Below are 23,842 nucleotides of genomic sequence, written 5' to 3'. Positions count from 1 at the left end.
GGGGCACGACAGCCCCGTGCAGCAGCGACGCATCGGGAACCAGACCGTCAGTGCCATCGGGCTCGGCGCGATGCCCCTGTCCACCAGGACCGACCGGCCCTCCCGCGAGGACGCCGTCGCCACGGTCCACGCCGCGCTGGACGCCGGCGTGACCCTGATCGACACCGCCGACGCCTACGCCGCCGACGAGTCGGAGTTCGGCCACAACGAGTCCCTCGTGGCCGAGGCGCTGGCCTCCTACGGCGGCGACACCTCGTCGGTGCTCGTCGCCACCAAGGGCGGGCACACCCGGCGCGGCGCCGACTGGGAGCTCGACGGGTCGCCGGCGTACCTGCGCCGCGCCTGCGAGGACTCGCTGCGCCGGCTGGGCGTCGACGCCATCGGGCTCTACCAGTTCCACCGGCCCGACCCGGACACGCCGTGGGAGGAGTCGATGGCCGGGCTGCGGCAGCTGGTCGACGACGGGCTGGTGCGCCTGGCCGGCATCTCCAACGCCGACATCGCGCAGATCGACGTCGCCCGCTCGATCGTGGGCCCGGCGCTGGCCAGCGTGCAGAACCAGTTCTCGCCCGGCTGGCGGTTCTCCGCCGACGAGCTGGCCCACTGCGAGGCGCACGAGCTGGCCTTCATCCCGTGGAGCCCCTTCGGCGGGGTGTCCGCGGCCGGCTCGCTGCAGTCCACCGCGCCGGCGTTCGCGGAGGTCGCCGGGGAGCTGGGCGTGTCGGTGTACCGCGTGACGCTGGCCTGGCACCTGGCCCAGTCCGAGGTCGTCGTCCCGATCCCCGGGGCCTCGCGGCCGGCGTCCATCCAGGACTCCGCGGCGGCCGCCGACCTGCAGCTGACCCCCGAGCAGCTCGCCCGCCTCGACGCGGTCTGAGCCCCCCGCGCTCGTCGCGCGCGCCGAGTGAGCCTGCCGTGATCATCGACAGGTGGCTGTCCTTGCCGGCGAGTCGGGCAGCCACTCGTCGATGATCACGGCGGCGGACCTGCTGTCCACAGGGCCGACAGGTCTCCACAGTCCTCCGGTCAGGTCTCACTGGACGGGTGCTGTCACAGCAGTGTCGGCCGTGTGCCCCTGCCTCGGACCTACACCGCCGCCTCCGCCCGTGCTGCCGGACTGACCCGGGCGCAGCTGCGCAGCTCGCGGTTCGTCCGGCTGGCCCACGACTTCGTCATGTGCCCGGACGACGCCATCGACCAACCGGAACGCCTCGCACTCCTGGCCGGTCTGCTCCCCGCGGACGCCGCTTACAGCCACCGCACCGCGGCAGCGCTCCTCGGGACGCACGTCGACATGCCGGTCCGCGCCCACGTCGCGATGACCCCGCGCCGGGTGCTCCCCCAACGTGCCGAGTTCGTCGTCCACACGCGCCGCCTCGCCGAGGAGGACGTCGTCGTGCACCACAGCCTGCGGACGACGTCCGGACCGCAGACCTGGCTCGATCTCGCCGAGCGACTGCCGCCGCACGAGCTGGTCGCGGTCGGCGACGCGCTGATGCGCGGCGGCCACCTGCCGGCCGAGGCGCTCGCCCGACGTCTGGAGCGCGCGACGCGGGTCCGCGGTGTGGTGCGCGCCCGGCGGTCTGCACCTCTCCTCACGCCGCTGTCGATGTCACGTCCGGAGAGCCTGGTGCGGTACTGGCTGGTGACCAGCGACCTGCCGGCCCCGCAGCCGCAGGTCGAGGTCCGGGACCGCTGGGGTCGGGCCGTGGCCCACGGCGACCTCGGCTACGAGGACTGGAAGGTGCTCCTCGAGTACGAGGGCCGGCAACACGCGGAACCGGAGCAGTTCGGCAAGGACGTCGACCGCTACTCGTTGATGGCCGCGGACGGCTGGTCGGTGCTCCGCTTCGCCGCACGGCACGCGGAGTTCCCGACGGTGGTCGTCGACCGCACGCGTCGAGCCCTGATGAGCCGCGGCTGGCGTCCGTGATCATCGTCAGGTGGCTGCCCGACACGCCGGGCGGGACGGCCACCCGCCGATGATCAACGGGGTCGAGGGAAGTCGCGAGACGTCACTTCGTCGGGTCCGAGGGCCCCGGGGCGCCCGGCTCGCCGGGGAGGGCGGGCTCCTCGGGCTGGGCGTCGATGCCGGCCTCCTTGCGCTGCGCCTCGGTGATCGGCGTCGGCGCACCGGTCAGCGGGTCGTACCCGGCGCCGGTCTTCGGGAAGGCGATGACCTCGCGGATGGAGTCCACCCCGGCCAGCAGCGCGCAGGTGCGGTCCCAGCCGATGGCCGCACCGGCGTGCGGCGGCGGACCGTAGGCGAAGGCCTCCAGGAAGAACCCGAACCGCTCGCGCGCCTCCTCCTGCGACATCCCGAGGGTCTCGAACACCCGCTCCTGCAGCTCGGCGTCGTGGATCCGGACCGAGCCGCTGGCCAGCTCGTTGCCGTTGCACACCAGGTCGTAGGCGTCCGACAGCGCAGCACCCTTGTCCTCCGCGAACCGGTCCCGCCAGTCGGGCGTCGGCGAGGTGAAGGGGTGGTGCGTGAACGTCCAGGAGCCGTCCTCGGTCTCCTCGAACATCGGGAAGTCGACGACGAACAGGAACGACCACGTGCCCGGCTCGATCAGCTCGAGCCGGCGGGCGATCTCGTTGCGCGCGGCACCGAGCAGCTCCTGGGCCTGTCGGCGTGGGCCGGCGGCGAAGAAGACGCAGTCACCGGGCTGCGCGCCGACGGCGGCGACGAGGCCCTCGCGCTCGGTGTCGGAGATGTTCTTGGCGACCGGCCCGCCGAGGGTGCCGTCCTCGCCGACCGTCACGTACGCCAGGCCGCGGTGCCCGCGCGACTTCGCCCAGTCCTGCCAGGCGTCGAACGCCCGCCGCGGCTGCGAGCCACCGCCGGGCATCACGATCGCGCCGACGTACGGTGCCTGGAACACCCGGAACGGCGTGTTCCCGAAGTAGTCGGTCAGCTCGGTGAGCTCGATGCCGAAGCGCAGGTCGGGCTTGTCCGAACCGAAGCGGTCCATCGCCTCGCGGTAGGTCATCCGCGGGATCTCGGGCACGTCGTACGACGCCAGCTCCCGCCACAGCGCCCGGACGACGTCCTCGACGACGGCCAGGACGTCGTCCCGCTCGACGAAGCTCATCTCGAAGTCCAGCTGGGTGAACTCCGGCTGCCGGTCGGCGCGGAAGTCCTCGTCCCGGAAGCAGCGGGCGATCTGGTAGTAGCGCTCCAGCCCGCTGATCATCAGCAGCTGCTTGAACAGCTGCGGCGACTGCGGCAGCGCGTACCACTTGCCCGGCTGCAGCCGCACCGGCACGAGGAAGTCGCGCGCGCCCTCGGGCGTGGACCGGGTGAGCGTCGGCGTCTCCACCTCGACGAACCCGTGCCCGGCCATCACCTCGCGGGCGATGCGGCTGACCTCCGACCGCAGCCGGATCGCCTGCGCCGGGCCCTGCCGCCTCAGGTCGAGGTAGCGGTACCTGTAGCGGACGTCGTCCGACGCGGCCTGGTCGGTCTCGATCGGGAACGGCAGCGGCGCCGACGGCGAGAGCACCCGCAGCTCGGCCGCGGCCACCTCGATCTCGCCGGTCGGCAGCTCCGGGTTCTCGTTGCCCTCCGGGCGGCGGCGCACCTCACCGGTGACCAGCACGCAGAACTCGTTGCGGAGGGTGTGCGCCTCCTCCTCCCGGACGACGACCTGGACGTAGCCCGAGGCGTCGCGCAGGTCGACGAAGACGACACCGCCGTGGTCGCGGCGGCGGGCGACCCAGCCGGCGAGGGTGACGGGAGAACCGGCGTCGGACGCGCGCAGCGTTCCGGCGTCGTGGGTGCGGAGCACGGGGGTTGCCTCTCGGGGTGGTGGGCGGGAGGTGACGCAACGAGGGAGGGCTGGTCACCAGCGGTCGTGGACGTGGGCGCGGATGCGCTCGTCGTAGACGCGCTCGAGGTCGGAGAGCTGGGCGTCGGTGAGCGGCGGCAGCGTGGCCGCCGCGACGTTGCCGCGGACCTGCTCGACGGTCCGCGCGCCGGGGATGACCGTGGTGACGCCGGGCTGGTCGATGACCCAGCGCAGCGCGAACGCCGCCGTCGGGGCGTCACCGGCGATCTCGGCCACCTCGCGGGCGGCCGCGACGCCCACCTCGAACGGCACGCCGGCGAAGGTCTCGCCGACGTCGAAGGCCTCGCCGTGCCGGTTGAAGTTCCGGTGGTCGTCGGCCGGGAAGGTCGTCGACTCGTCGTACTTGCCGGTGAGCAGCCCGCTGGCCAGCGGCACCCGGGCCAGGATCCCGACGCCGGCCTGGGCAGCGGCCGGCAGCAGCTCCTCGAGCGGCTTGCGCCGGAAGACGTTGAGGATGACCTGGATGGTGGCCACGCCGGGGTGCTGCAGGGCGGTCAGCCCCTCGGCGACGGTCTCGACCGAGACGCCGTAGGCGGCGATCGCGCCGTCCTCGACGAAGGAGTCGAGCGCGTCGTAGACCCGCTGGTCGGAGTAGACCCCCGTCGGCGGGCAGTGCAGCTGCACCAGGTCCAGGGTGTCGACGCCGAGGTTGCGCCGGGACCGGTCGATCCAGGCCCGCAGGTTCTCCGGCGTGTACTGCGCGGCCTCGAACGGGTCGGCGCGGCGGCCGGCCTTGGTCGCCACGAACGGCCGCTCCGAGCGGGCCACCAGCGCGCGGCGGATGCGCTCCTCGGAGCGGCCGTCGCCGTAGACGTCGGCGGTGTCGAGCAGGGTGACCCCGGCGTCGAGCGCGGCGTCGAGGACGTCGGCCGCGCTGTCGTCGTCGACGTCCCCCCAGTCACCGCCGAGCTGCCACGTGCCCAGGCCGACGACGCTGACGTCGGCTCCCGTCCGGCCCAGCGGCCGCTGCTCCATGCTCATAGGTCGACTCCGCCCTCGTTCCGCTCCTCGGTCGCTGGCGCTCCCTGCGATGCTCGCTCGGGCGTCCTCTCCAGCTCGCTCATGCCTCCACGCTCGCACGCACCCGCTCGAACAGCTCGCCCACCGGGACGGGGTGCTGCTCGCCGGTGCGCATGTCCTTCAGCTGGCCGACGCCCTCGGCCAGGTCGCGCTCGCCGATGACGACGACGTGCGAGGCGCCCGACCGGTCCGCGGCCTTCATCGCTCCCTTGAGGCCGCGCCCGCCGTACACGGTGTCGGCCGAGACGCCGGCCTGGCGCAGCTGACCGACCAGGCGCACGGCCAGTCGCTTGGCCTCCTCGCCCAGCGGGACGACGAAGGCCTGCACGCCGGTCGCCACGCCGACGTCGAGGCCCTCGGCCTGCACCGCCAGCAGCGTCCGGTCGACGCCGACGGCGTAGCCGATACCCGACACGTCGGGGCCGCCGAGGGCCGCCGAGAGCCCGTCGTAGCGCCCGCCCCCGCCGATGGCCGACTGCGCCCCCAGGCCGTGGTGCACGAACTCGAACGTCGTCTTCGTGTAGTAGTCCAGCCCGCGCACCAGCCGCGGCGCCTCGGTCCAGGTCACGCCGAGGTCGGTCAGGTGCTGGCGGACGGCGTCGTAGTGCGCCCTGGTCGGGTCCGAGAGGTGGTCGACCATCAGCGGCGCCTCGTCCAGCTGCGCCTGCACCTCGGGCCGCTTGTCGTCGAGCACCCGCAGCGGGTTGATCGCCGCGCGCCGCCGGGTCTCCTCGTCCAGGTCGAGCTTCTCCAGGTAGGCGACGAGCTGCTCGCGGTACTGCGGCCGGCAGGTCGAGTCGCCCAACGAGGTCAGCAGCAGCTCGAAGTCGGTCAGCCCGAGGTCGCGGAAGCCCTGCACGCCCAGCGCCACCACCTCGGCGTCCAGCGCCGGGTCGTCGACGCCGAGCGCCTCCATGTCGACCTGGGTGAAGTGCCGGTAGCGGCCGGCCTGCGGGCGCTCGTAGCGGAACGCCGAACCGACCGTCCACAGCTTCACCGGCAGGGCGCCGGTGTGCAGGCGGTGCTCGATGAAGGCCCGCATCAGCCCGGCGGTGAGCTCCGGGCGCAGGGTCAGCGAGCGGCCGCCGCGGTCGTCGAAGGTGTACATCTCCTTCGTCACGACGTCGGTGGACTCGCCCACCCCGCGGGAGAAGACGGCGGTCTCCTCGAACACCGGCGTCTCGACGTAGCCGTACCCGGCCCGCCGCAGCGGCGCGGTCAACGTCTCGCGGACGGCGAGGAACCGCTCGGACTCCGGCGGCAGGACGTCGAAGGTGCCCTTCGGGGCGGTCAGCCCGCTCACAGACCCCGCCCCTTCGGCGCCGGGCCGCTCCCCGCCGCCGCCTCGGCGAGGTAGGGGTTCGTCGCCCGCTCGCGGCCGATCGTGGTGGCCGGGCCGTGCCCGGGCAGCACCACCGTCTCGTCGTCCAGCGGCAGGACGACGTCCTGCAGCGAGCGCAGCATGTCCTCCCACGACCCGCCGGGCAGGTCGACCCGGCCCACGGAGCCGGCGAAGAGCACGTCACCGGCCAGCAGCCCGGGGGCACCGTCGAACTCGCTGCCGAGGTCGAGGGAGAAGACCACCGACCCCCGGGTGTGCCCGGGCGCGTGCCGCACCGTCAGCTCGACGCCGGCCAGCGACAGCACCGCGCCGTCGTCCAGGGGCTTGACGTCGGCGGGGTCCGGCAGGCGGACGCCGGTGATCAGGGGGGCCAGCTGCGGGCCGTGCCAGCGGGCGGGGTCGGCGAGCATGTCGTTGTCGGCCGGGTGCAGGTAGGCGGGGATGTCGTAGCCGTCGCAGACCGGGAGCACCGAGAAGGTGTGGTCGAGGTGGCCGTGGGTCAGCACGACGGCGACCGGCTTGAGGCCGTCGTCGGCGAGCATCCGGGCGAGGGGCTCGACGGCGTCCATGCCGGGGTCGACCACCACGCACTCCTGCCGGGGCCCGGAGGCGACCGCGTAGCAGTTGGTGCCGAACGCGCCGGCCGGGAACGAGCGGATGAGCACCCGTGCAGGTTACGCGGGGCCCGCGCGGCGCTCCGGACCTTCCCGCTGCCAGGGAACGGCGGGGCTCGACACCTAGACTCGGGGCTTCGACCAGCGGGGCGCGGGCGCACCAGGACGTCCCCCCGCAGCCGTCCGTCTCGAGGAGTACCACCCGTGCCGAGCAACAAGCAGCGGCGGGAGGCCGCCCAGCGGCGCCTGCAGCGCCAGCTGGAACGCCGCGCCGAGCTGGCCAGGAAGCGTCGCCGCAACGTGCTGATCGGGGTCACCGCCGCCGCGGTGGTGCTCGTCGTCGGGGTCGTCCTGCTGCTCACCGGCACCGGCGGGGACGACACCGATCCCGCGGCCGCGGAGGCCACCCCCACCTCGGCCGCGCCCAGCAGCGCCGCGGCGGCCACGACGAACCCTGACGGCACCGTCTCGTGCACCTACGCCCCCGACGAGTCGGGCAACCCGAACCTGCAGGACGTCGGGACGCCCCCGAACCCCGAGGCGACGCCGACCCAGGGCACCAGCACACTGCTGATGAGCACCGACCAGGGCGACCTCACGCTCACCCTGGACCGTGCTCAGGCGCCCTGCGCCACGGCGAGCTTCACCTATCTGGCACAGCGGTCCTTCTTCGACGGCAGCCCCTGCCACCGACTGGTCAACCAGCCCGGCTTCGGGGTGCTGCAGTGCGGTGACCCGACCGGCTCGGGCTCCGGCGGCCCCAGCTACAAGTACGCCGAGGAGGTCACGCCGGAGACGACCTACCCGCGGGGCACGATCGCCATGGCCAAGACCGCTGCGCCGAACACCACGGGCAGCCAGTTCTTCCTCTGCTTCGTCGACACCCAGCTGCCGCCGGAGTACACCGTCGTGGGAACGGTCGACGAGGCGGGACTGGCCGTGCTCGACGAGATCGCCGCCGGCGGCATCGCAGGCGTCGGCCCCGAGGGCGACGGAGCGCCGAGCACTCCGGTGACGATCCGGTCGATGACCGTCGTCTCGTGACGTCCCGGCTCCGGGTCGTGGCGGGCCTGCCCGCGATCCTCATCGCGGTGGCCGGGTGCTCCGGCACGGTCCCGGGAGCGACCGGGAGCACTGGCCCGGCCGGTGACCCGAGCGTCGGCGCCACCACGCCGACGGGAGCCACGACGACCTGCGAGTTCGCGGACGCTGACTCGACGAACCCCTACCTCATCGAGGTGGACCCGCCGGACGAGGTGGTCCCGGCGGACGGGACCACGGACCTGCGCGTCACGACGAACCTGGGCGACCTCGTGCTCACCGTCGACCACGGGGCCACGCCCTGCGCGGCCGCCAGCCTCGTGCACCTGGCCGGCACCGGGTTCTTCACCGGCACCGCGTGCCACCGCGAGGTCGACAACGACGTCGTCAGGATGCTGCAGTGCGGCGACCCCACCGGCACCGGCGCCGGCGGGCCCACCTACACCTCCCCCACCGAGGTCACCGGCGAGGAGACCTACCCGCGCGGCACCATCGCCATGGTGAACAGCGGCCAGGGCTTCGACGGCAGCCAGTTCTTCCTGGTGCGGGGCGACAGCCAGCTGCCGCCGGTCTACACCGTCGTGGGCACCGTCGACGAGGCCGGCCTGGCCGTGCTCGACGAGGTGGCGGCCAACGGCAACGACGGCTCGCTGGACCCCAGCCCCGGCGGCGGCGCGCCGACCGTGCCGGTGACCATCGAGTCGGTCACCGTCGCGTGACGGGCCCGGCCGCGCCCGACCCCTACGCGGGCTTCCCGCCGGGCTTCTTCGAGCGCGCCGACGAGCGGGACGACGCCGTCTTCTACGCCCCGCCGCGGCTGGTCACGCACATCGACGACGCCGCGATCGCCGCGGTGGGCGAGCTCTACGCCGAGCTCGGCATCGACGGCTCCGCGCCCGCCCCCCGGCGGGTGCTGGACCTCATGTCCTCGTGGGTGTCGCACTTCCGCACCCCGCCGGCGGAGCTGGTGGTGCTCGGCATGAACGCCGCGGAGCTGGCGGCCAACCCGGCGGCCACGCAGCGGCTGGTGCACGACCTCAACGCCGACCCGCGGGTGCCGCTGCCCGACGCCGACGTCGACGCCGTCGTCTGTTGCGTGTCGATCGACTACCTCACCCGGCCGATCGAGGTGCTCTCCGACGCCGGGCGCGTGCTGCGGCCCGGAGGGCCGCTCGCGGTCACCTTCTCCGACCGCTGCTTCCCCACCAAGGCGGTCCGCGGCTGGCTGGCCACGGACGACCACCAGCACGGCCGGGTGGTCGCCGAGCTGGTCCGCCGGACCGGTCTGTTCGACGAGCCGCGGGTCGAGCTCCGCACGCCCCCGGGCGTCGGCGACCCGCTGTACGCGGTGACCGCCACCCGGCTGGCGGCGGGCTGAGGGCGTCAGTCCCTCGCCGCGCCCAGCCGGGCCAGCAGCTGCGCCCTGATCGCCGGGCGCGAGCCGAACACGAGCAGGAACGCCGCCTCCCGGGCCGTCCGCTCGGCGACCGAGCCGGTGCGGACGGCGGAGCTGCCGGTGGCGGCCATCAGCGCCCCGGACGCACGGTGCGCGAACGCCGCCGCGGCGGCCCGCGCGCCCGGCAGCCCGGCCGGCCCGGCGGTGTCCAGCGCGGTGCGGACGGCGGCCAGCTCGTCGTCCAGCGGGGACGGTCCGACCAGCCGGGTGCAGCGCAGCGCCAGGCCGAGGGCCAGCGAGCCGTTGAGGCGCAGCCCCGCAGCGTCCCCGGCGAGCAGGTCGGCCAGCGGCGCGGTGTGCACGAGCCGCCCGGCGGGGACGCGGTGCCCGGTGAGCCGCAGCTCGACGGTGCGGCTGGCGGCCACGGCCACCATCGGCTGCGGGGTGGCGGTCAGCGTCGGGCCGTCCTGCGCGTCGGCCAGCACGAACAGGACGTCGTCGCCGTCCCGCGCGGCCACGAGCACCAGGTCGACCAGCCCCCAGCCGGTCACCCACGGGACGGCGCCGTCGAACACCAGCTCCGCGCCGTCCCGCCGGGCGCGGATCGCCGGCGGGCCCGGCCGCAGCGCCGCCTGCAGCGCGATGCCGGCGCGCCGCCGGCCGGCGCAGAGGTCGGCGAGGAAGGCCGCGCGCAGCTCCGGCGGCCCGGCGCTCCCCAGCCGCCCGACCACGCCCAGGTGCTGCAGCCACACGAACGTCGTCGCCAGGTCGCCGGCGGCCAGCTCCTCCACGACCGCCGCCACCGTGGCCGGGTCGGCGTCCGCTCCCCCGGCGTCCACCGGCCCGGTCAGTCCGTGGAACCCGGCGTCGGCGAGCCGGTCGAGGTGCGTGCGGGGCACGGAGCCGGCGGCCTCGACCGCGGCGGCCTCCGGCGCGAGCAGGTCGGCGGCGAGGCCGCGGGCCGCGGCCACGGGGTCGGTCACCCGGGCATCCTCGCCCGGCCCCGTCCCGGGCCCCGCCCTGAGCCTGCGACGGGTGGGAGGACGGGGTCCTCCGTCACGCCGTGATGCGCTCCACGTCGAAGACGCCCTCCACGTTGCGCACGGTCTGCAGCACCGCGCCCAGGTGCGCCGGGTCGGCCAGCTCGAAGGTGAACCGGCTGATGGCGACGCGGTCGCGGCTGGTCTGCACCGACGCCGACAGGATGTTCACCCGCTCGTCGGCCAGCGCCTTGGTGACGTCGGAGAGCAGCCGGTGCCGGTCGAGCGCCTCGACCTGGATGGCCACCAGGAACACCGACCCGGGCTGCGAGGCCCACTCGACCTCGACCAGACGCTCGGGCTTGCGCTGCAGGTCGGCGGCGTTGGTGCAGTCGGTGCGGTGCACGCTCACCCCGCCGCCGCGGGTCACGAAGCCGAGGACGTCGTCACCGGGCACCGGGGTGCAGCACTTGGCGAGCTTGGCCCACACGTCGGTCATGCCGTGGACGACGATGCCCGGGTCGCCGCCGGAGGCGCGGCGGTGCACCGGGCGGCGCATCGGGATGGTGGTCTCGGCGATGTCCTCGATCGCGCCCTCGGTGCCCCCGAGCGCGGCGATGAGCTTCTCGACGATCGACGACGCGGAGATCTGGTGCTCACCCACCGCGGCGTAGAGCGCGGTGACGTCGGCGTAGCGGAGGTCCTTGGCCAGGGTGCCCAGCGCGTCGCCGCCGAGCAGCCGCTGCAGCGGCAGGCCCGCCTTGCGCATCGCCCGGGTCAGCGCCTCCTTGCCCGCCTCGACCGCGTCCTCGCGGCGCTCCTTGGTGAACCACTGTCTGATCTTGGTGCGGGCGCGGGAGGAGCCGACGAAGGCCAGCCAGTCCTGCGAGGGACCGGCGGTGGGCGACTTGGAGGTGAAGATCTCGACGACGTCGCCGTTGGTGAGCTTGCTGTCGAGGGACACCAGCGTGCCGTTGACCCGGGCGCCGATGCAGCGGTGGCCGACCTCGGTGTGCACCGCGTAGGCGAAGTCCACCGGGGTGGCGTTGCCCGGCAGGCTGACCACGTCGCCCTTGGGCGTGAAGACGAAGACCTCCTGCGGGCCGAGGTCGTAGCGCAGCGTCTCCAGGAACTCGCCGGGCTCCTGCGCCTCCCGCTGCCAGTCCAGCAGCTGGCGCAGCCACAGCATGTCGTCGGGCGACCCGGTCTTGGCGCCCCGGCCCTCACCCGGCCCCGGTCGGCCGCCGGACTTCGCCTTCTCCTTGTACTTCCAGTGCGCGGCGATGCCGTACTCGGCGGTTCGGTGCATGTCGTGCGTGCGGATCTGCAGCTCGACCGGCTTGCCCTGCGGCCCGATGACCGTCGTGTGCAGCGACTGGTACATGTTGAACTTCGGCATCGCGACGAAGTCCTTGAACCGACCGGGCACCGGCTGCCAGTGCGCGTGCATGATGCCCAGCGCCGCGTAGCAGTCGCGCACCGAGTCGACCAGGATCCGGATGCCCACCAGGTCCCAGATGTCGGTGAAGTCGCGGCCGCGGACGATCATCTTCTGGTAGATCGAGTAGTAGTGCTTGGGCCGGCCGGTGACGACGGCCTCGATGCCCGCGGCCTTGAGCTGGTCGGTGACGGCGGCGGTGACCTCGGCCAGGTAGGTGTCGCGGGACGGCGCCCGCTCGGCGACCAGCCGCACGATCTCGTCGTAGCGCTTCGGGTAGAGGGTCGCGAAGGCGAGGTCCTCGAGCTCCCACTTGATGGTGTTCATGCCCAGCCGGTGGGCCAGCGGGGCGAGGATCTCCAGCGTCTCGCGCGCCTTCTTCTCCTGCTTCTCCGGCGGGAGGAAGCGCAGCGTGCGCATGTTGTGCAGCCGGTCGGCGAGCTTGATGACCAGCACCCGGGGGTCGCGGGCCATCGCCACGATCATCTTGCGGATCGTCTCGGCCTGGGCGGCGTCGCCGAGCTTGACCCGGTCGATCTTGGTGACGCCGTCGACGAGGTGGGCCACCTCGGGGCCGAACGCCTCGGTGATCGACTCCAGCGTCTGCCCGGTGTCCTCGACCGTGTCGTGCAGCAGCGCGGCGACCAGCGTCGTGGTGTCCATGCCGAGCCCGGCCAGGATCGTGGCCACGGCCAGCGGGTGGGTGATGTAGGGGTCGCCGCTCTTGCGCTTCTGCGTGGCGTGCGCGGCCTCGGCGACGTCGTAGGCCCGCTGCAGCAGCGCCAGGTCGGCCTTGGGGTGGCTCTGCCGGTGCAGCGCGGCGAGCGGCTCGAGCACCGGCCGGACCAGCCCGCTGCGCTGGCCGGCGACGATGCGGCGGGCCAGCCGGTCGCGGACCCGGCGCCGCGGTGCGCCAGCGTGCGTGTCCTGCTCGCCGGGGGGCTCGGTGCCCACGTCGTCCGGACGGCGGACCACCGGGCGGCTCGGCAGGGGGGGCCGGTCACCGTTGTCGGTCGTCCCGCTCCCGGCCGGGAGCGCCGGCGCCGCGTCACCGGTCGGCAGGGCCGGCGCGTCGGGCCGCGTGGCAGCCACGTTGGTGGCGGCGTCGGGGCCCATGGCGACTCCTGCTCAGAGGTCAGTCGGGTGACCTTCCCCATGCTAGACGTGGAGGACCCGCTCGCGACCCCACCTGGGGAGTCGTCTGGCTCTCAGGTGGTCCAGAGGGCGTGGACGGCGTGCGGGGCCAGCCGCTGCCGGCCCCCCAGTTCGGCCAGCTCGATGACCACCGAGACCGCCACGACGACCCCGCCCAGTGCCTCGACCAGCTGGATGCTGGCGCCCAGGGTGCCGCCGGTGGCCAGGACGTCGTCGACCAGGAGCACCCGCTGCCCCGGCCTGATCGAGTCCGTGTGCACCTCGAGGGTCGCGGTGCCGTACTCGAGGGTGTAGTCGGCCGAGAGCCGCTCCCGCGGCAGCTTGCCGGCCTTGCGGACCGGCACCACGCCGACGCCGGCCTCCAGCGCCACCGCGGCGGCGAGCAGGAAGCCGCGCGCCTCGACGCCGACGACGACCTCGTAACCGGGGTCCCCGCGGCCGGGAGTGGCCAGGGCGGCGGCACGCGGGTCGACGAGGGACGGCGTGGCCAGCCCCTCGACCATCCGGCGGAAGGCCGGCCCGTCGGCGAAGACCGGGGTCAGGTCGCGGAAGACGACCCCCGGTTGGGGGAAGTCCGGGATCTCGACGGCGTGCGAGGCGATCAGCTCGTCCAGCGGGGCGCTGTCCGACGCAGCGCCGGCGCTCACCGGCGCTTCCGCCCGCCGGATCGACGGTTGCCGGGCGGCTGGGGCCGGGCACCGGGCCGCGGCGCGGCGGTCGCCCCGCTGCGGGCGGGCTGCGCCGTCCGCCCCGTGTCCGGGCGCACCGACTCCGGCGACTCGACCACCACGTCGGCCTGCACCGGTCCCAGGCCCTCCTCGCGCTCGGCGAGGGCGACCCCGGACGCCCGGCGGGCGGTGCCGCCCGCGCGGCGGGCGCTGGCCACGGGGCCGGCCGCGGTCGCGCGGGCGCCGCCCTGGCGGGCCTGGGAGGCGCGACGGGCCAGCACCCGGCGGCGCAGCGCCTGCACCTCCGGCTCGCGCTCCTTGAGGTCGGCGACGATCGGCGTGGCCAGGAAGATCGACGAGTAGGCGCCCGCGGCCAGGCCGACGAACAGCACCAGCGCGAGGTCCTTGAGCGTCCCGACGCCGAGCAGCCCGGCGCCCACGAACAGCAGGCCGGCCACCGGCAGCAGCGCGATGACCGAGGTGTTGATCGAACGCATCAGCGTCTGGTTGACCGCCAGGTTGGCCGCCTCGCCCCAGGTCATCCGCGCCGACCTGTCCAGGTCGCGCACGTTCTCGTCGACCTTGTCGAAGACCACGACGGTGTCGTAGAGCGAGAAGCCCAGGATGGTGAGGAACCCGATCACCGTCGAGGGGGTGACCTCGAAGCCGACCAGCGCGTAGACGCCGGCGGTGACCACGATGTCGTGCAGCAGGGCCGCGATCGCGCCGACCGCCATCTTCGGCTGGAACCGCAGCGCCAGGAAGGCGATGACGGCGACCAGGAACACGGCCAGCGCGATGAGCGCCTGGTTGGTGATGTCCTGCCCCCACTCGGCGCTCACCGCCTCGGGGCTGACCTGGCTGGGCTGCACGCCGGCCGCCCCGGCGACGGCGTCCACGACCGCGCGCTCGGTGTCGTTGTCCAGCGCGCCGGTGCGCAGCAGCAGCGTGTTGCCCCCGACCACCTGCGCCGAGGCCACCTCGGCACCGGCGTCCTCGGCGGCCTGCTCCACCCCGGCGAGCTGCTCGGTGGAGCCCGGCAGCCGGAAGCTGTTGCCGCCGGCGAAGTCGATGCCGAAGTTGAAGCCCCGGAAGACGACCGCGGCGATGCACAGCAGCACCACCACCGCGGTGACCCGGTAGATCAGCCGGCTGCGGCCGACGACGTCCAGCCCGGCCTCGCCGTTGTAGAGCCGGTGCGCCAGCGAGCCACGGCGCGGCGGGCGCCGCCCGGTCCCGCCCTCGCGGGGCAGGCCGGCCTCGTCCAGCGCGGTCTCGTCGGCGGCCGCTGCGGCGTCGGCGGTCGCGGTGTCGGCGGCCGCTGCCTCGTCGGCGTCGGTGCCCACCGGCAGCTCGTCGGCGGCCGGTCGGGGGTCGCGGCCGGTCATGCGTGGCTCCTGTCCTGCGCGGTGCGGCCGGTGCCGGCGGCGACGAGCTCCCGCTCGGCGGCGGGACGACGTCCCGTGGCCGCGCGCGGGCGGTCGAGGCTGCGGCCCAGGCCGGAGAAGCGGCTGCTGCCGAACGCGCGGTAGCGGGCCAGCACCGCCATCAGCGGGTGGGTGAAGAGGAAGACGACGACCAGGTCGAGCACCGTCGACATGCCCAGGGTGAACGCGAAGCCCTTCACGTCGCCGATCGCCAGCACGTAGAGGATCGCCGCGGCGAGGAAGCTGACCGCGTCGGCCGAGAGGATCGTGCGCCGGGCGCGGACCCAGGCCCGCGGGACCGCCGAGCGCAGCGTGCGGCCCTCGCGGACCTCGTCCTTGAGGCGTTCGAAGTAGACGACGAACGAGTCCGCGGTGATGCCCAGCGACACGATGAACCCGGCGATGCCGGCCAGGCTGAGCGTGAAGCCGATCTGCCGGCCCAGGACCACCAGGACGGCGTAGACGACCACCGCCGACAGCACCAGGCTGGCGATCATGACCAGGCCGAGCAGCCGGTAGTAGAGCAGCGCGTAGACGAAGACCAGCGCGATGCCGATGGCGCCGGCGATCAGGCCGGCCTGCAGCTGCTCGGCGCCCAGCTCGGTGGAGATCGACTGCGCGGTCGCCTGGGTGAAGGTCAGCGGCAGCGCGCCGTAGCGCAGCTGGTTGGCCAGCTCCTCGGCGCTCTCCTGGTCGAAGGAGCCGGTGATCGTGGTCGGGTTGCTGGTGATCGCACCCTGGATGGTCGGGGCGGAGATGACCCGCCCGTCGAGGGTGAAGGCGACGTTGGAGCCGACGTTGGCCGCGGTGTACTGGGCCCAGGTCTGCTCGGCGTCGGTCTCGAAGTCCAGCAGCACGACCCACTCGCCGGTGGCCTGCTGTGTGCCGGCGCTGGCGTCGGAGACCTGCGTGCCCTCGATGATCGCCGGGCCGAGCAGGTACTTGGCCGACCCGTCCTCGGTGCACGCGGCGACGAAGCTCTCGGGCAGGTCCACCTCGGGGGTGGTGTCCTCCGGGTCGCAGGTCAGCGTGGCGTACTCGGCCGCGGCCTGCTCCTGCGGGACCGGCGGGGCGCCGGGCTGGGGCAGCGAGGGGTCGGCGACGGCGTCGCCGGAGGGCGCCGCGGGATCGGTCGGGGTCGCCGGCTCGCTCGGCGCGGCGGAGTCCGTGGGCGCGGCGGAGTCGGTGGGCGCGGCGGGGTCGCTGGGTGTGGCGGAGTCGGTGGGCGCGGCCGGATCCGTCGGCGCGGCGGATTCCCCGGCGGCCGGGGTCTCCTCGGCGGCCGGGGCGGCCGGCTCGGGGCCCTGGACCACCGGGCGGAAGCGCAACTGCGCGGTCTGGCCCAGCTCGCGCGCCTGCTCGCCGTCGTCCCCCGGGACGGAGATGACGATGTTCGAGTCGCCCTCGGTCACCACCTCGGCCTCCGCGACGCCGAGGCCGTTCACCCGCTGCTCGATGATCTGGCGGGCCAGCTCGAGCTCTGTGGGGTCGGGGGCCTGGCCGTCGGGTGTGGCCGCGGCGAGGGTCACCGTCGTCCCGCCGCGCAGGTCGAGGCCGAGCTGCGGCGTGCGGGTGTCGCCGGTGAGGAAGACGAGGCCGTACAGGACGGCGACGACGAGCAGGAAGGCGCCGAAGTACCGGCGCGCGGGCAGCGTGCGTTGGGCCACGGGGAGGCTCCGGGTCAGCGGGTGCGGTCGGCCGGGCCGCCGTCCGCGTCGTCCCCGGGGAGGACCGTGCCGTCGGCGGCCGGGTCGGCCACCGCGGGCTTGCGGACCTCGAGGACGGCCTGCCGGGCGAAGGTCACGACCACGCCGGGGGCGATCTCCAGGTCGACGGTGCCCTCACCGAGGGCGACGACGGTGCCGTGCAGGCCGGCCGTCGTCATGACCGGCGTGCCCGGGACCAGCGACTCCTGCAGCGCCCGCTGCTGCTCCTGGATCTTCTTGCGCTGCCGCGCCGGGACGACGATGAGCAGCACGAAGGCCAGCACGAGGATGACGAGCGGGAACAACTCCACGACAGATGTGCCTCTCTACCGCGGCGTACCGGCCGCGGTGGGTGCGGCCCGGGACGGGACCGCTCGGGTGCGTCGGCTGCGGCGCGGGGCATCCGGGCGACCGTGCAGGACGCGCGCGGCGACGCCGGACGAGTTGCGCGCCAGCGCCCCGCAGTCTAGGCGTCGAACAAGGTCTCTGACGACGACCCCGGGGCCTGTGGGTCGGCTGTGACCCGGCCGAGGGGGATGCCGCCGCGCGGCAGCGGCTGGCCGAGGTGCTGCCAGGCCGCCTCGGTGGCCACCCGGCCGCGGGGCGTGCGGGCCAGCAGGCCGGCGCGGACGAGGAACGGCTCACACACCTCCTCCACGGTGTGCGGCTCCTCGCCCACGGCCACCGCGAGCGTGGCGACGCCCACCGGGCCGCCGCTGAAGCGCATGACCAGCGCCTCCAGGACCGCACGGTCGAGCCGGTCCAGACCCAGGTGGTCGACGTCGTAGAGGGCCAGCGCCGCCTCGGCGACCGCGCGGGTGACCCGGCCGTCGGCGCGCACCTCGGCGTAGTCGCGGACCCGGCGCAGCAGCCGGTTGGCGATGCGGGGAGTGCCCCGGGACCGGCCGGCGATCTCGGCCGAGCCGTCGGCGGTCAGCTCGACGCCCAGCAGCGCGGCGCTGCGGGCCAGAACCCGCTCGAGCTCGGCCGGCTCGTAGAACTCCATCTGGCCGACGAAGCCGAAGCGGTCGCGCAGCGGCCCGGTGAGCAGCCCGGCGCGCGTGGTCGCGCCGACCAGCGTGAACGGGTTGATCTCCAGCGGGATGGCGGTCGCCCCCGGCCCCTTGCCGACGACGACGTCGACCCGGAAGTCCTCCATCGCCATGTACAGGAGCTCCTCGGCCGGACGGGCGATCCGGTGGATCTCGTCGATGAAGAGCACGTCGCCGGGCGCGAGGTTGGACAGCATCGCGGCCAGGTCGCCGGAACGCTCGATCGCCGGGCCGCTGGTGATCTTCACCGACGTCCCCAGCTCGGAGCCGATGATGAGCGCGAGGCTGGTCTTGCCCAGACCGGGCGGGCCGGAGAGCAGCACGTGGTCCGGCGGGCGGCCGCGCCGCTTGGCGCCCTCGAGGACCAGCTCCAGCTGGCGGGCCACCTTGGGCTGGCCGATGAAGTCGGCCAGCGAGTGCGGGCGCAGCGCCGACTCGACGACCCGCTCCTCGTCGCCGGCTCCCGGCGACACCGAGAAGTCGCGGGCCAGGCCCTCCGCCGGCTCCGCGGACAGCCCGCGGTCGAAGGGGCCGCTCATGCCCGGCCCAGCAGCCGCAGCGCCTGGCGCAGCAGGACGGCGACCTCCACCGAGCCGGTCGCGGTGACCTGCTCGTCGGCCAGCGGGGCGAGCTGGACGATCGCCGCCTCGGCCTCCTTGCCGCTCCAGCCCAGCCCGACCAGGGCCGAGGCCAGCTGGTCACGCCACGGGGCGACCGGGGTGACGGCGGACGGGCCCGCGGGCGCGGCCGCGTCGTCCAGCTGGGTGTCGACCGAGGTCGTGCCCAGCCGGTCCCGCAGCTCGAGGATGAGCCGCTCGGCACCCTTCTTGCCGATGCCCGGCACCTGGGTGAGCGCCTTGACGTCGGCCATCGACACCGCCCGGCGCACCTCGCGCGGCGGGTGGATGGCCAGGACGGCCTGGGCCAGCCGCGGGCCCACGCCGTTGGCCGTCTGCAGCAGCTCGAACAGCTGGCGCTCGTCGTCGTCGGCGAAGCCGTAGAGGGTGAGCGAGTCCTCCCGGACCACCAGGCTGGTCGCCAGCCGGGCGCTCTCCCCCACCTGCAGCCGCGCGATGGTGCCCGGCGTGCACTGCACGGCCAGGCCGATGCCGCCGACCTCGACGACCGCGCCGTCCGGCGACACCGCGGCGACCCGGCCGCTCACACTCGCGATCACCGTCGCGCTCCCGTCAGGATCGGCACGCAGCTCCGGAGGGGCACGCCGGTCAGCGGTGTGCTCACCGCGACACCCCCTGCCAACGCGGCAGCGTCCGCTGCACGACCGGCGCGCCGATGCCGCCGGCCAGCGCGGCCACCTTCAGCCGCTGCTGCGCCGGGCCGCGCCACGCGTGGCACACGGCCAGGGCCAGCGCGTCGGCGGCGTCGGCCGGCTTGGGCGGGGACGCCAGCCCCAGCACCCGGGTGACCATCAGGGTGACCTGCTCCTTGTCCGCGCGGCCGCTGCCGGAGATGGCGGCCTTGACCTCGCTGGGCGTGTGCCAGGCGACCGGCCGGTCGGCCTGGGCCGCGGCCAGCGCGGCCACGCCCGCGGCCTGCGCCGTCCCCGTGGCGGTGCCCTTGTTGTTCTGGGTGAAGACCCGCTCGATCGCCACGACGTCGGGCCGGTGCTCCCGCAGCAGCGCGGTGACGGCGGTGTGCAGCTCCAGCAGCCGCAGCTCCAGGTCGAGCTCCGCGGCGGTGCGCACGACCCCCACGCCGACGGCCGTCGGCCGCGCGCCGGGACGCCCGTCGACCACCCCCCACCCGCACCGGGTGAGGCCCGGGTCGATGCCGAGCACCCGCATGGAGGCGCCTCCTGACGTCAGCCGAACTGGTGTTCGACCCACGCTAACCGCTGGAGCCGACGGTCCGGCGCCGCCACACCAGTGTCCGGCGATTTCCGCGGAGATGGCCGGAGGGCCGGAGTCAGCCCACCTTCTCGAGCACCTCGTCGGAGACGTCGTAGTTGGCGAAGACGTTCTGCACGTCGTCGCAGTCCTCGAGCGCGTCGATGAGCCGGAAGACCTTGCCCGCGGCCTCCTCGTCGAGCTCGACCGAGACGCTGGGCACGAAGCCGACGTCGGCGGAGTCGTAGTCGATGCCGGCGTCCTGAAGGGCGGTGCGCACCGCGACCAGGTCGGTCGGCTCGCAGACGACCTCGAAGCCGTCGCCCTGGTCGCGCACCTCCTCGGCCCCGGCGTCGAGCACGGCCATGAGCACGGTGTCCTCGTCGACGGTGTCGGACTTCGGCACCACGATGACCCCCTTGCGGGAGAACAGGTAGGAGACCGAGCCGGGGTCGGCCATCGACCCGCCGTTGCGGGTCATCGCCGTGCGGACCTCCATGGCCGACCGGTTCTTGTTGTCGGTCAGGCACTCGATGAGGACGGCGACCCCGCCGGCCGCGTAGCCCTCGTAGGTGATCGTCTGGTAGTCGACGCCACCGGCCTCGAAACCGGCACCGCGCTTCACCGCGCGGTCGATGTTGTCGTTGGGCACCGAGCTCTTCTTCGCCTTCTGGATGGCGTCGAACAGTGTCGGGTTGCCGGCCGGGTCACCGCCGCCGGTGCGGGCCGCGACCTCGATGTTCTTGATCAGCTTGGCGAACAGCTTGCCGCGCTTGGCGTCGATCCCGGCCTTCTTGTGCTTGGTCGTCGCCCACTTGGAGTGGCCGCTCACGAGTCCTCCTCGCTGACGCTCGTCAGCCGCGTCCGCGGCCGGCCGGCTGTGACCATTGGTGAACCCGCAGGCTCGTTCACGACGGCGGTCCCTTCTCCTCGCCGGCAACGCCGGCCCTCTCGGCCAGGTGGCGTCGGACGATGTCGACGAACAGCGCGTGCACCCGGCGGTCCCCGGTCAGTTCGGGGTGGAAGCTGGTGGCCACCAGGTTCCCCTGGCGGACGGCGACGATCCTACCGTTGGCGGCTCCCCCGACGACCCGGCCGAGGACCTGCACGCCCTCCCCCGCCTCCTCGACCCACGGCGCCCGGATGAAGACCGCGTGCACCGGACCGCCGGCCACGCCGTCGACCGCCACCTGCGACTCGAAGGAGTCGACCTGCCGGCCGAAGGCGTTGCGCCGCACCGTGACGTCCAGCCCGCCGACGGTGACCTGGTCGGGCGGGGCGTCCACCAGCCGGTCGGCCAGCATGATCATCCCGGCACAGGAGCCGTAGACCGGCAGCCCGTCGGCCACCGCCGCGCGCAGCGGTTCGAGCAGGCCGAACCGCGCGGCCAGCTTGGCCATCGTCGTCGACTCCCCGCCGGGGACGACGAGCGCGTCGACCGCGGCCAGCTCCTCGGGACGGCGGACGGCCACCGCCTCGGCGCCCAGCTCCGGCAGCGTCGCCAGGTGCTCCCGGACGTCTCCCTGCAGGGCGAGCACACCGACGACGGGCTTCCTCGACACGAGGCACCAGGCTACGTACCCCGGCTCAGGGCCCGGCCGCCCGCCGCGAGCTCCAGGTCAGCAGCCGCTCCAGCGGGCCGCGGCCCAGGCGCCACCGCCACCCCGACGCCAGCACCAGGGAGGTGAGGGTGAACCGCGCCCACAGGCCCCAGTCGTCGGAGGAGTCGGCCTCCAGCAGCCGGATGGCCACGATCTGCGCGGTGTAGACCGACAGCGCCAGCGCGCCCACCGAGGCCAGCGGGTACGTCAGCCGCGGCAGCAGGTCGGCGACCACCAGGCACACCCCGAGGACGGCGACCGCGACCCCGCCGGAGCCGACCACCTCGAACGTCGTCGACGTGTGCGGCTGGGCGCCGGCGAACCAGGCCGGGTCCCACGGGCCGGAGGCGCCGAAGCCGGCCTCGATCCCGTCCAGGTCCTGCCCCGGCGCGAGCTGGCGGGTGCTCGTCCAGCCGCCCAGGTAGCCCAGCACCGCCGCGCCGGTCCCGCCGGCGGCCAGGCCCGCGCGGACCCGCGGCGCCCCCAGGTCCAGCCGGCCGACCGCGAGCCCGACCAGCACGAAGGCCAGCCAGACCGCCGCCGGGTAGTAGCCGGTGAACAGCAGGAACGTGAAGGCGTCGCCCTCCTCGTCCAGCCCGGTGGCGTACTGCCCGACCGCGAGGGTGAGCGGCGGCGCGGCCAGGGCGACGACGCCGGCGGCGGACAGCAGGCGCGCGGGCGGCCAGCGCAGGAAGGGCAGCGCGAGGACGAAGAGCACCGCGTAGACGCCCAGGATGATCGCCACGAAGGTGTCGAGCAGCTCCAGGACGCCGCCGATCGCGAACACCCAGGCGGCGCGGACCAGGACGCGGGTGCGGGCCCGGGCGAGCTCCTGCCCGGTGGCCGGCGTGCGGCCGCCGGAGACCAGCGCGATGGAGACGCCGGCCAGCGTGGCGAACAGGATCGACGAGCGGCCGTCGACCACCGCCCGCCAGGTGGCCGGGTCCCAGCCCAGCTCCCCGGTGGCGCCCAGGTGGGCGCCGAACATGCCGAGGACGGCGAGCCCGCGGGCGACGTCGACGCCGCCGATCCGCCGTCCCGACGTGGTCTCCCGCGCCGGGACGGTGGTGGCGCGGGCGCCCTCGACGTCGTCCCGCTGCGCCGTCACGTCCCCTCCGCGCCGGCGCTCGTCGGCCACGCGCCGGGCCGTGCCGCGCCCCTGCGTGACCTCGCGAGCCCGGTCACCGGGTCACCAGCCGCGGGTGGCGTACCGCTCGCTCTCCGGCAGCGTGGCGACGTTGATGCCCACCATCGGCTCGCCGAGCCCGCGCGAGACCTTGGCGATCACGTCGGGGTCGTCGTGGAAGGTGGTCGCCTGCACGATGGCCGCGGCCCGCTGCGCCGGGTCCCCGGACTTGAAGATGCCCGAGCCGACGAAGACGCCCTCGGCGCCCAGCTGCATCATCATCGCGGCGTCCGCCGGGGTGGCGATGCCGCCCGCGGTGAAGAGCACGACCGGCAGCTTGCCCAGCCGGGCGACCTCGGCGACCAGGTCGTACGGAGCCCGCAGCTCCTTGGCGGCGACGAACAGCTCGGTCGCGTCGAGGGTGCCCAGCCGCCGGATGCCGGCGCGGATGGCCCGCATGTGCCGCACGGCCTCGACCACGTTGCCGGTGCCGGCCTCGCCCTTGGAGCGGATCATGGCCGCGCCCTCGGCGATCCGCCGCAGCGCCTCGCCCAGGTCGGTGGCGCCGCAGACGAACGGCACGGTGAACTCGCTCTTGGCGATGTGGTGCGCCTCGTCGGCCGGGGTGAGCACCTCGGACTCGTCGATGTAGTCGACCCCGAGGCTCTGCAGCACCTGCGCCTCGACGAAGTGGCCGATGCGGGCCTTGGCCATGACCGGGATGGAGACCGCCTCGACGATGCCCTGGACCATGTCCGGGTCGCTCATCCGCGCGATGCCGCCCTGGGCGCGGATGTCGGCGGGCACCCGCTCGAGGGCCATGACGGCGACCGCGCCGGCGTCCTCGGCGATCCGGGCCTGCTCGGGGGTGACGACGTCCATGATGACGCCGCCCTTCAGCTGCTCGGCCATGCCGCGCTTGACGGCCTCCGTCCCGGTGGTGCCGGTGGTGCCGGGAACGGTCGTGCTGTGCTCTGCCACGGGAACTGCCTCGGTCTCGGACGTCGGGAGGGGCCCTCGATGCTACGGGCGCGCGCGGCCGCCCCCGGCGGCGCTGCCGGTGACCTCGCGCAGGTCGTCCTCGATGTCGAAGAACCGCGGCAGCGGCCGGGAGGCGTGCAGCCGCAGCAGGCTGGGCAGCCGGCGGGTGCGCAGCGCGGCGGTGTCGCGGACGGCGTCGTTGTAGAAGCGCCGGGCCAGCCCGAGCCGGGTCGCCGTCGCGTCGAGGTCGGCCCGCAGCGCGGTCGGCACGCCGGGCAGGTCGGCGGGCAGCTCGCGCAGCTCGCGGCCCAGGGCGTTCTCCGCGAGCTCGCGGTCGCCGGTCCGGGGCGCGCGGACCTCGCGGACGCACGCCGCCAGCCGGGCGGCCCGCTCCTCGCCCAGCGCGCCCGCGTGGTCGCGGGCGAGCGCGGCGGCCAGGGCGGCGCGCCGCGTGAGCTGGCAGTCCAGGGCCGTCCAGGCCCGATCGACCCGCGCCTCCAGCCGGCGCAGCCGGGTGAGCGTCCACGCCACCCAGGCGGCCAGCAGCAGGACGACGACGACGGCGAGCAGCAGCCAGACGTCGGGGGTCACGACGGG

23 protein-coding genes are annotated in these 23,842 nt (G+C 74.6%); 5 read left to right on the top strand and 18 right to left on the bottom strand.

What is annotated here, in order from left to right; translation table 11 throughout:
• Positions 1 to 16: 16 nt before the first annotated feature.
• A complete protein-coding gene (locus ACI79G_RS03515) occupies positions 17 to 877 on the top strand; it encodes an aldo/keto reductase (RefSeq protein ID WP_456879759.1) in 861 nt (286 codons plus the stop codon).
• A 192-nt stretch (positions 878 to 1,069) separates the two neighbouring features.
• Positions 1,070 to 1,933 (top strand): hypothetical protein, encoded by an 864-nt coding sequence (locus ACI79G_RS03510; RefSeq protein WP_456879757.1) that lies wholly within the window; start codon positions 1,070 to 1,072, stop codon positions 1,931 to 1,933.
• An 82-nt stretch (positions 1,934 to 2,015) separates the two neighbouring features.
• Here ACI79G_RS03510 and aspS read toward each other — a convergent pair whose 3' ends face one another.
• The 4 genes from aspS to ACI79G_RS03490 form a co-directional block, all read right to left on the bottom strand.
• Complete coding sequence (gene aspS / locus ACI79G_RS03505; protein WP_456879755.1) at positions 2,016 to 3,791, bottom strand: aspartate--tRNA ligase; 1,776 nt, start codon at positions 3,789 to 3,791, stop codon at positions 2,016 to 2,018.
• Positions 3,792 to 3,845: 54 nt separating this feature from the next.
• Positions 3,846 to 4,832 carry an aldo/keto reductase gene (locus tag ACI79G_RS03500; protein ID WP_456879753.1) on the bottom strand — a complete coding sequence of 329 codons (987 nt, stop codon included), beginning with the start codon at positions 4,830 to 4,832 and terminating at the stop codon, positions 3,846 to 3,848.
• Positions 4,833 to 4,911: 79 nt separating this feature from the next.
• The gene (hisS, locus tag ACI79G_RS03495; protein WP_456879752.1) at positions 4,912 to 6,174 is read right to left on the bottom strand and encodes a histidine--tRNA ligase; all 1,263 of its coding nucleotides are present in this window, start codon (positions 6,172 to 6,174) and stop codon (positions 4,912 to 4,914) included.
• Positions 6,171 to 6,878 (bottom strand): MBL fold metallo-hydrolase, encoded by a 708-nt coding sequence (locus tag ACI79G_RS03490; protein WP_456879751.1) that lies wholly within the window; start codon positions 6,876 to 6,878, stop codon positions 6,171 to 6,173. Before ACI79G_RS03490 ends, hisS begins: the two co-directional genes overlap by 4 nt.
• A gap of 153 nt (positions 6,879 to 7,031) precedes the next feature.
• Here ACI79G_RS03490 and ACI79G_RS03485 point away from each other — a divergent pair, with 153 nt between their 5' ends.
• The 3 genes from ACI79G_RS03485 to ACI79G_RS03475 are packed head-to-tail and all read left to right on the top strand — an operon-like array spanning position 7,032 to position 9,246.
• Positions 7,032 to 7,871 (top strand): peptidylprolyl isomerase, encoded by an 840-nt coding sequence (locus tag ACI79G_RS03485; RefSeq protein ID WP_456879749.1) that lies wholly within the window; start codon positions 7,032 to 7,034, stop codon positions 7,869 to 7,871.
• Positions 7,868 to 8,587, top strand: a complete 720-nt coding sequence (locus tag ACI79G_RS03480; protein WP_456879746.1) for a peptidylprolyl isomerase — start codon at positions 7,868 to 7,870, stop codon at positions 8,585 to 8,587. Before ACI79G_RS03485 ends, ACI79G_RS03480 begins: the two co-directional genes overlap by 4 nt.
• Positions 8,584 to 9,246, top strand: coding sequence for a class I SAM-dependent methyltransferase (locus ACI79G_RS03475; protein ID WP_456879744.1), 663 nt, complete (start codon positions 8,584 to 8,586; stop codon positions 9,244 to 9,246). The genes ACI79G_RS03480 and ACI79G_RS03475 overlap by 4 nt, the downstream gene beginning before the upstream one ends.
• A 5-nt stretch (positions 9,247 to 9,251) precedes the next feature.
• Here the strand turns inward: ACI79G_RS03475 and ACI79G_RS03470 are convergent, their stop codons facing one another.
• The 14 genes from ACI79G_RS03470 to ACI79G_RS03405 form a co-directional block, all read right to left on the bottom strand.
• On the bottom strand, positions 9,252 to 10,247 hold the full coding sequence (locus ACI79G_RS03470; RefSeq protein ID WP_456879742.1) for an acyl-CoA dehydrogenase family protein: 996 nt from the start codon (positions 10,245 to 10,247) through the stop codon (positions 9,252 to 9,254).
• 73 nt (positions 10,248 to 10,320) lie between these two features.
• Positions 10,321 to 12,798 carry a RelA/SpoT family protein gene (locus ACI79G_RS03465; protein ID WP_456879740.1) on the bottom strand — a complete coding sequence of 826 codons (2,478 nt, stop codon included), beginning with the start codon at positions 12,796 to 12,798 and terminating at the stop codon, positions 10,321 to 10,323.
• 92 nt (positions 12,799 to 12,890) lie between these two features.
• Positions 12,891 to 13,484: an adenine phosphoribosyltransferase gene (locus ACI79G_RS03460; protein ID WP_456879738.1), complete on the bottom strand. Its 594-nt coding sequence runs from the start codon at positions 13,482 to 13,484 to the stop codon at positions 12,891 to 12,893.
• On the bottom strand, positions 13,481 to 14,893 hold the full coding sequence (secF, locus tag ACI79G_RS03455) for a protein translocase subunit SecF (RefSeq protein WP_456879736.1): 1,413 nt from the start codon (positions 14,891 to 14,893) through the stop codon (positions 13,481 to 13,483). Before secF ends, ACI79G_RS03460 begins: the two co-directional genes overlap by 4 nt.
• Entirely contained in the window at positions 14,890 to 16,599 is a 1,710-nt protein-coding gene (secD, locus tag ACI79G_RS03450) for a protein translocase subunit SecD (protein WP_456879735.1), read from the bottom strand. Before secD ends, secF begins: the two co-directional genes overlap by 4 nt.
• Before the next feature lie 14 nt (positions 16,600 to 16,613).
• Positions 16,614 to 16,949, bottom strand: coding sequence for a preprotein translocase subunit YajC (yajC, locus tag ACI79G_RS03445; protein WP_456879733.1), 336 nt, complete (start codon positions 16,947 to 16,949; stop codon positions 16,614 to 16,616).
• Between the two features lie 155 nt (positions 16,950 to 17,104).
• Positions 17,105 to 18,229, bottom strand: a complete 1,125-nt coding sequence (gene ruvB, locus ACI79G_RS03440) for a Holliday junction branch migration DNA helicase RuvB (protein ID WP_456879731.1) — start codon at positions 18,227 to 18,229, stop codon at positions 17,105 to 17,107.
• On the bottom strand, positions 18,226 to 18,867 hold the full coding sequence (gene ruvA / locus ACI79G_RS03435; protein ID WP_456879729.1) for a Holliday junction branch migration protein RuvA: 642 nt from the start codon (positions 18,865 to 18,867) through the stop codon (positions 18,226 to 18,228). Before ruvA ends, ruvB begins: the two co-directional genes overlap by 4 nt.
• 61 nt (positions 18,868 to 18,928) lie before the next feature.
• Positions 18,929 to 19,495: a crossover junction endodeoxyribonuclease RuvC gene (gene ruvC / locus ACI79G_RS03430; RefSeq protein WP_091218019.1), complete on the bottom strand. Its 567-nt coding sequence runs from the start codon at positions 19,493 to 19,495 to the stop codon at positions 18,929 to 18,931.
• A 121-nt stretch (positions 19,496 to 19,616) separates the two neighbouring features.
• On the bottom strand, positions 19,617 to 20,369 hold the full coding sequence (locus tag ACI79G_RS03425) for a YebC/PmpR family DNA-binding transcriptional regulator (RefSeq protein ID WP_456879728.1): 753 nt from the start codon (positions 20,367 to 20,369) through the stop codon (positions 19,617 to 19,619).
• Positions 20,370 to 20,445: 76 nt separating this feature from the next.
• Entirely contained in the window at positions 20,446 to 21,099 is a 654-nt protein-coding gene (gene pdxT, locus ACI79G_RS03420; RefSeq protein ID WP_456879726.1) for a pyridoxal 5'-phosphate synthase glutaminase subunit PdxT, read from the bottom strand.
• A gap of 25 nt (positions 21,100 to 21,124) precedes the next feature.
• Complete coding sequence (locus ACI79G_RS03415) at positions 21,125 to 22,246, bottom strand: heparan-alpha-glucosaminide N-acetyltransferase domain-containing protein (protein WP_456879725.1); 1,122 nt, start codon at positions 22,244 to 22,246, stop codon at positions 21,125 to 21,127.
• Between the two features lie 81 nt (positions 22,247 to 22,327).
• Complete coding sequence (gene pdxS / locus ACI79G_RS03410; RefSeq protein WP_456879723.1) at positions 22,328 to 23,245, bottom strand: pyridoxal 5'-phosphate synthase lyase subunit PdxS; 918 nt, start codon at positions 23,243 to 23,245, stop codon at positions 22,328 to 22,330.
• Positions 23,246 to 23,287: 42 nt separating this feature from the next.
• Complete coding sequence (locus ACI79G_RS03405) at positions 23,288 to 23,836, bottom strand: hypothetical protein (protein ID WP_456879721.1); 549 nt, start codon at positions 23,834 to 23,836, stop codon at positions 23,288 to 23,290.
• Positions 23,837 to 23,842 lie beyond the last annotated feature (6 nt).

This window comes from Geodermatophilus sp. SYSU D00779, from assembly GCF_054050595.1.
Note: the sequence above shows the minus strand (reverse complement) of the source record. Positions and strands in the feature narration are given on the sequence as shown.

Coding starts and splice junctions, on each gene's coding strand:
- ACI79G_RS03465 (WP_456879740.1), bottom strand. CDS start 12,798: ATGGGCCCCGACGCCGCCACCAACGTGGCTGCCACGCGGCCCGACGCG.
- ruvC (WP_091218019.1), bottom strand. CDS start 19,495: ATGCGGGTGCTCGGCATCGACCCGGGCCTCACCCGGTGCGGGTGGGGG.
- secF (WP_456879736.1), bottom strand. CDS start 14,893: ATGACCGGCCGCGACCCCCGACCGGCCGCCGACGAGCTGCCGGTGGGC.
- ACI79G_RS03500 (WP_456879753.1), bottom strand. CDS start 4,832: ATGAGCATGGAGCAGCGGCCGCTGGGCCGGACGGGAGCCGACGTCAGC.
- ruvB (WP_456879731.1), bottom strand. CDS start 18,229: ATGAGCGGCCCCTTCGACCGCGGGCTGTCCGCGGAGCCGGCGGAGGGC.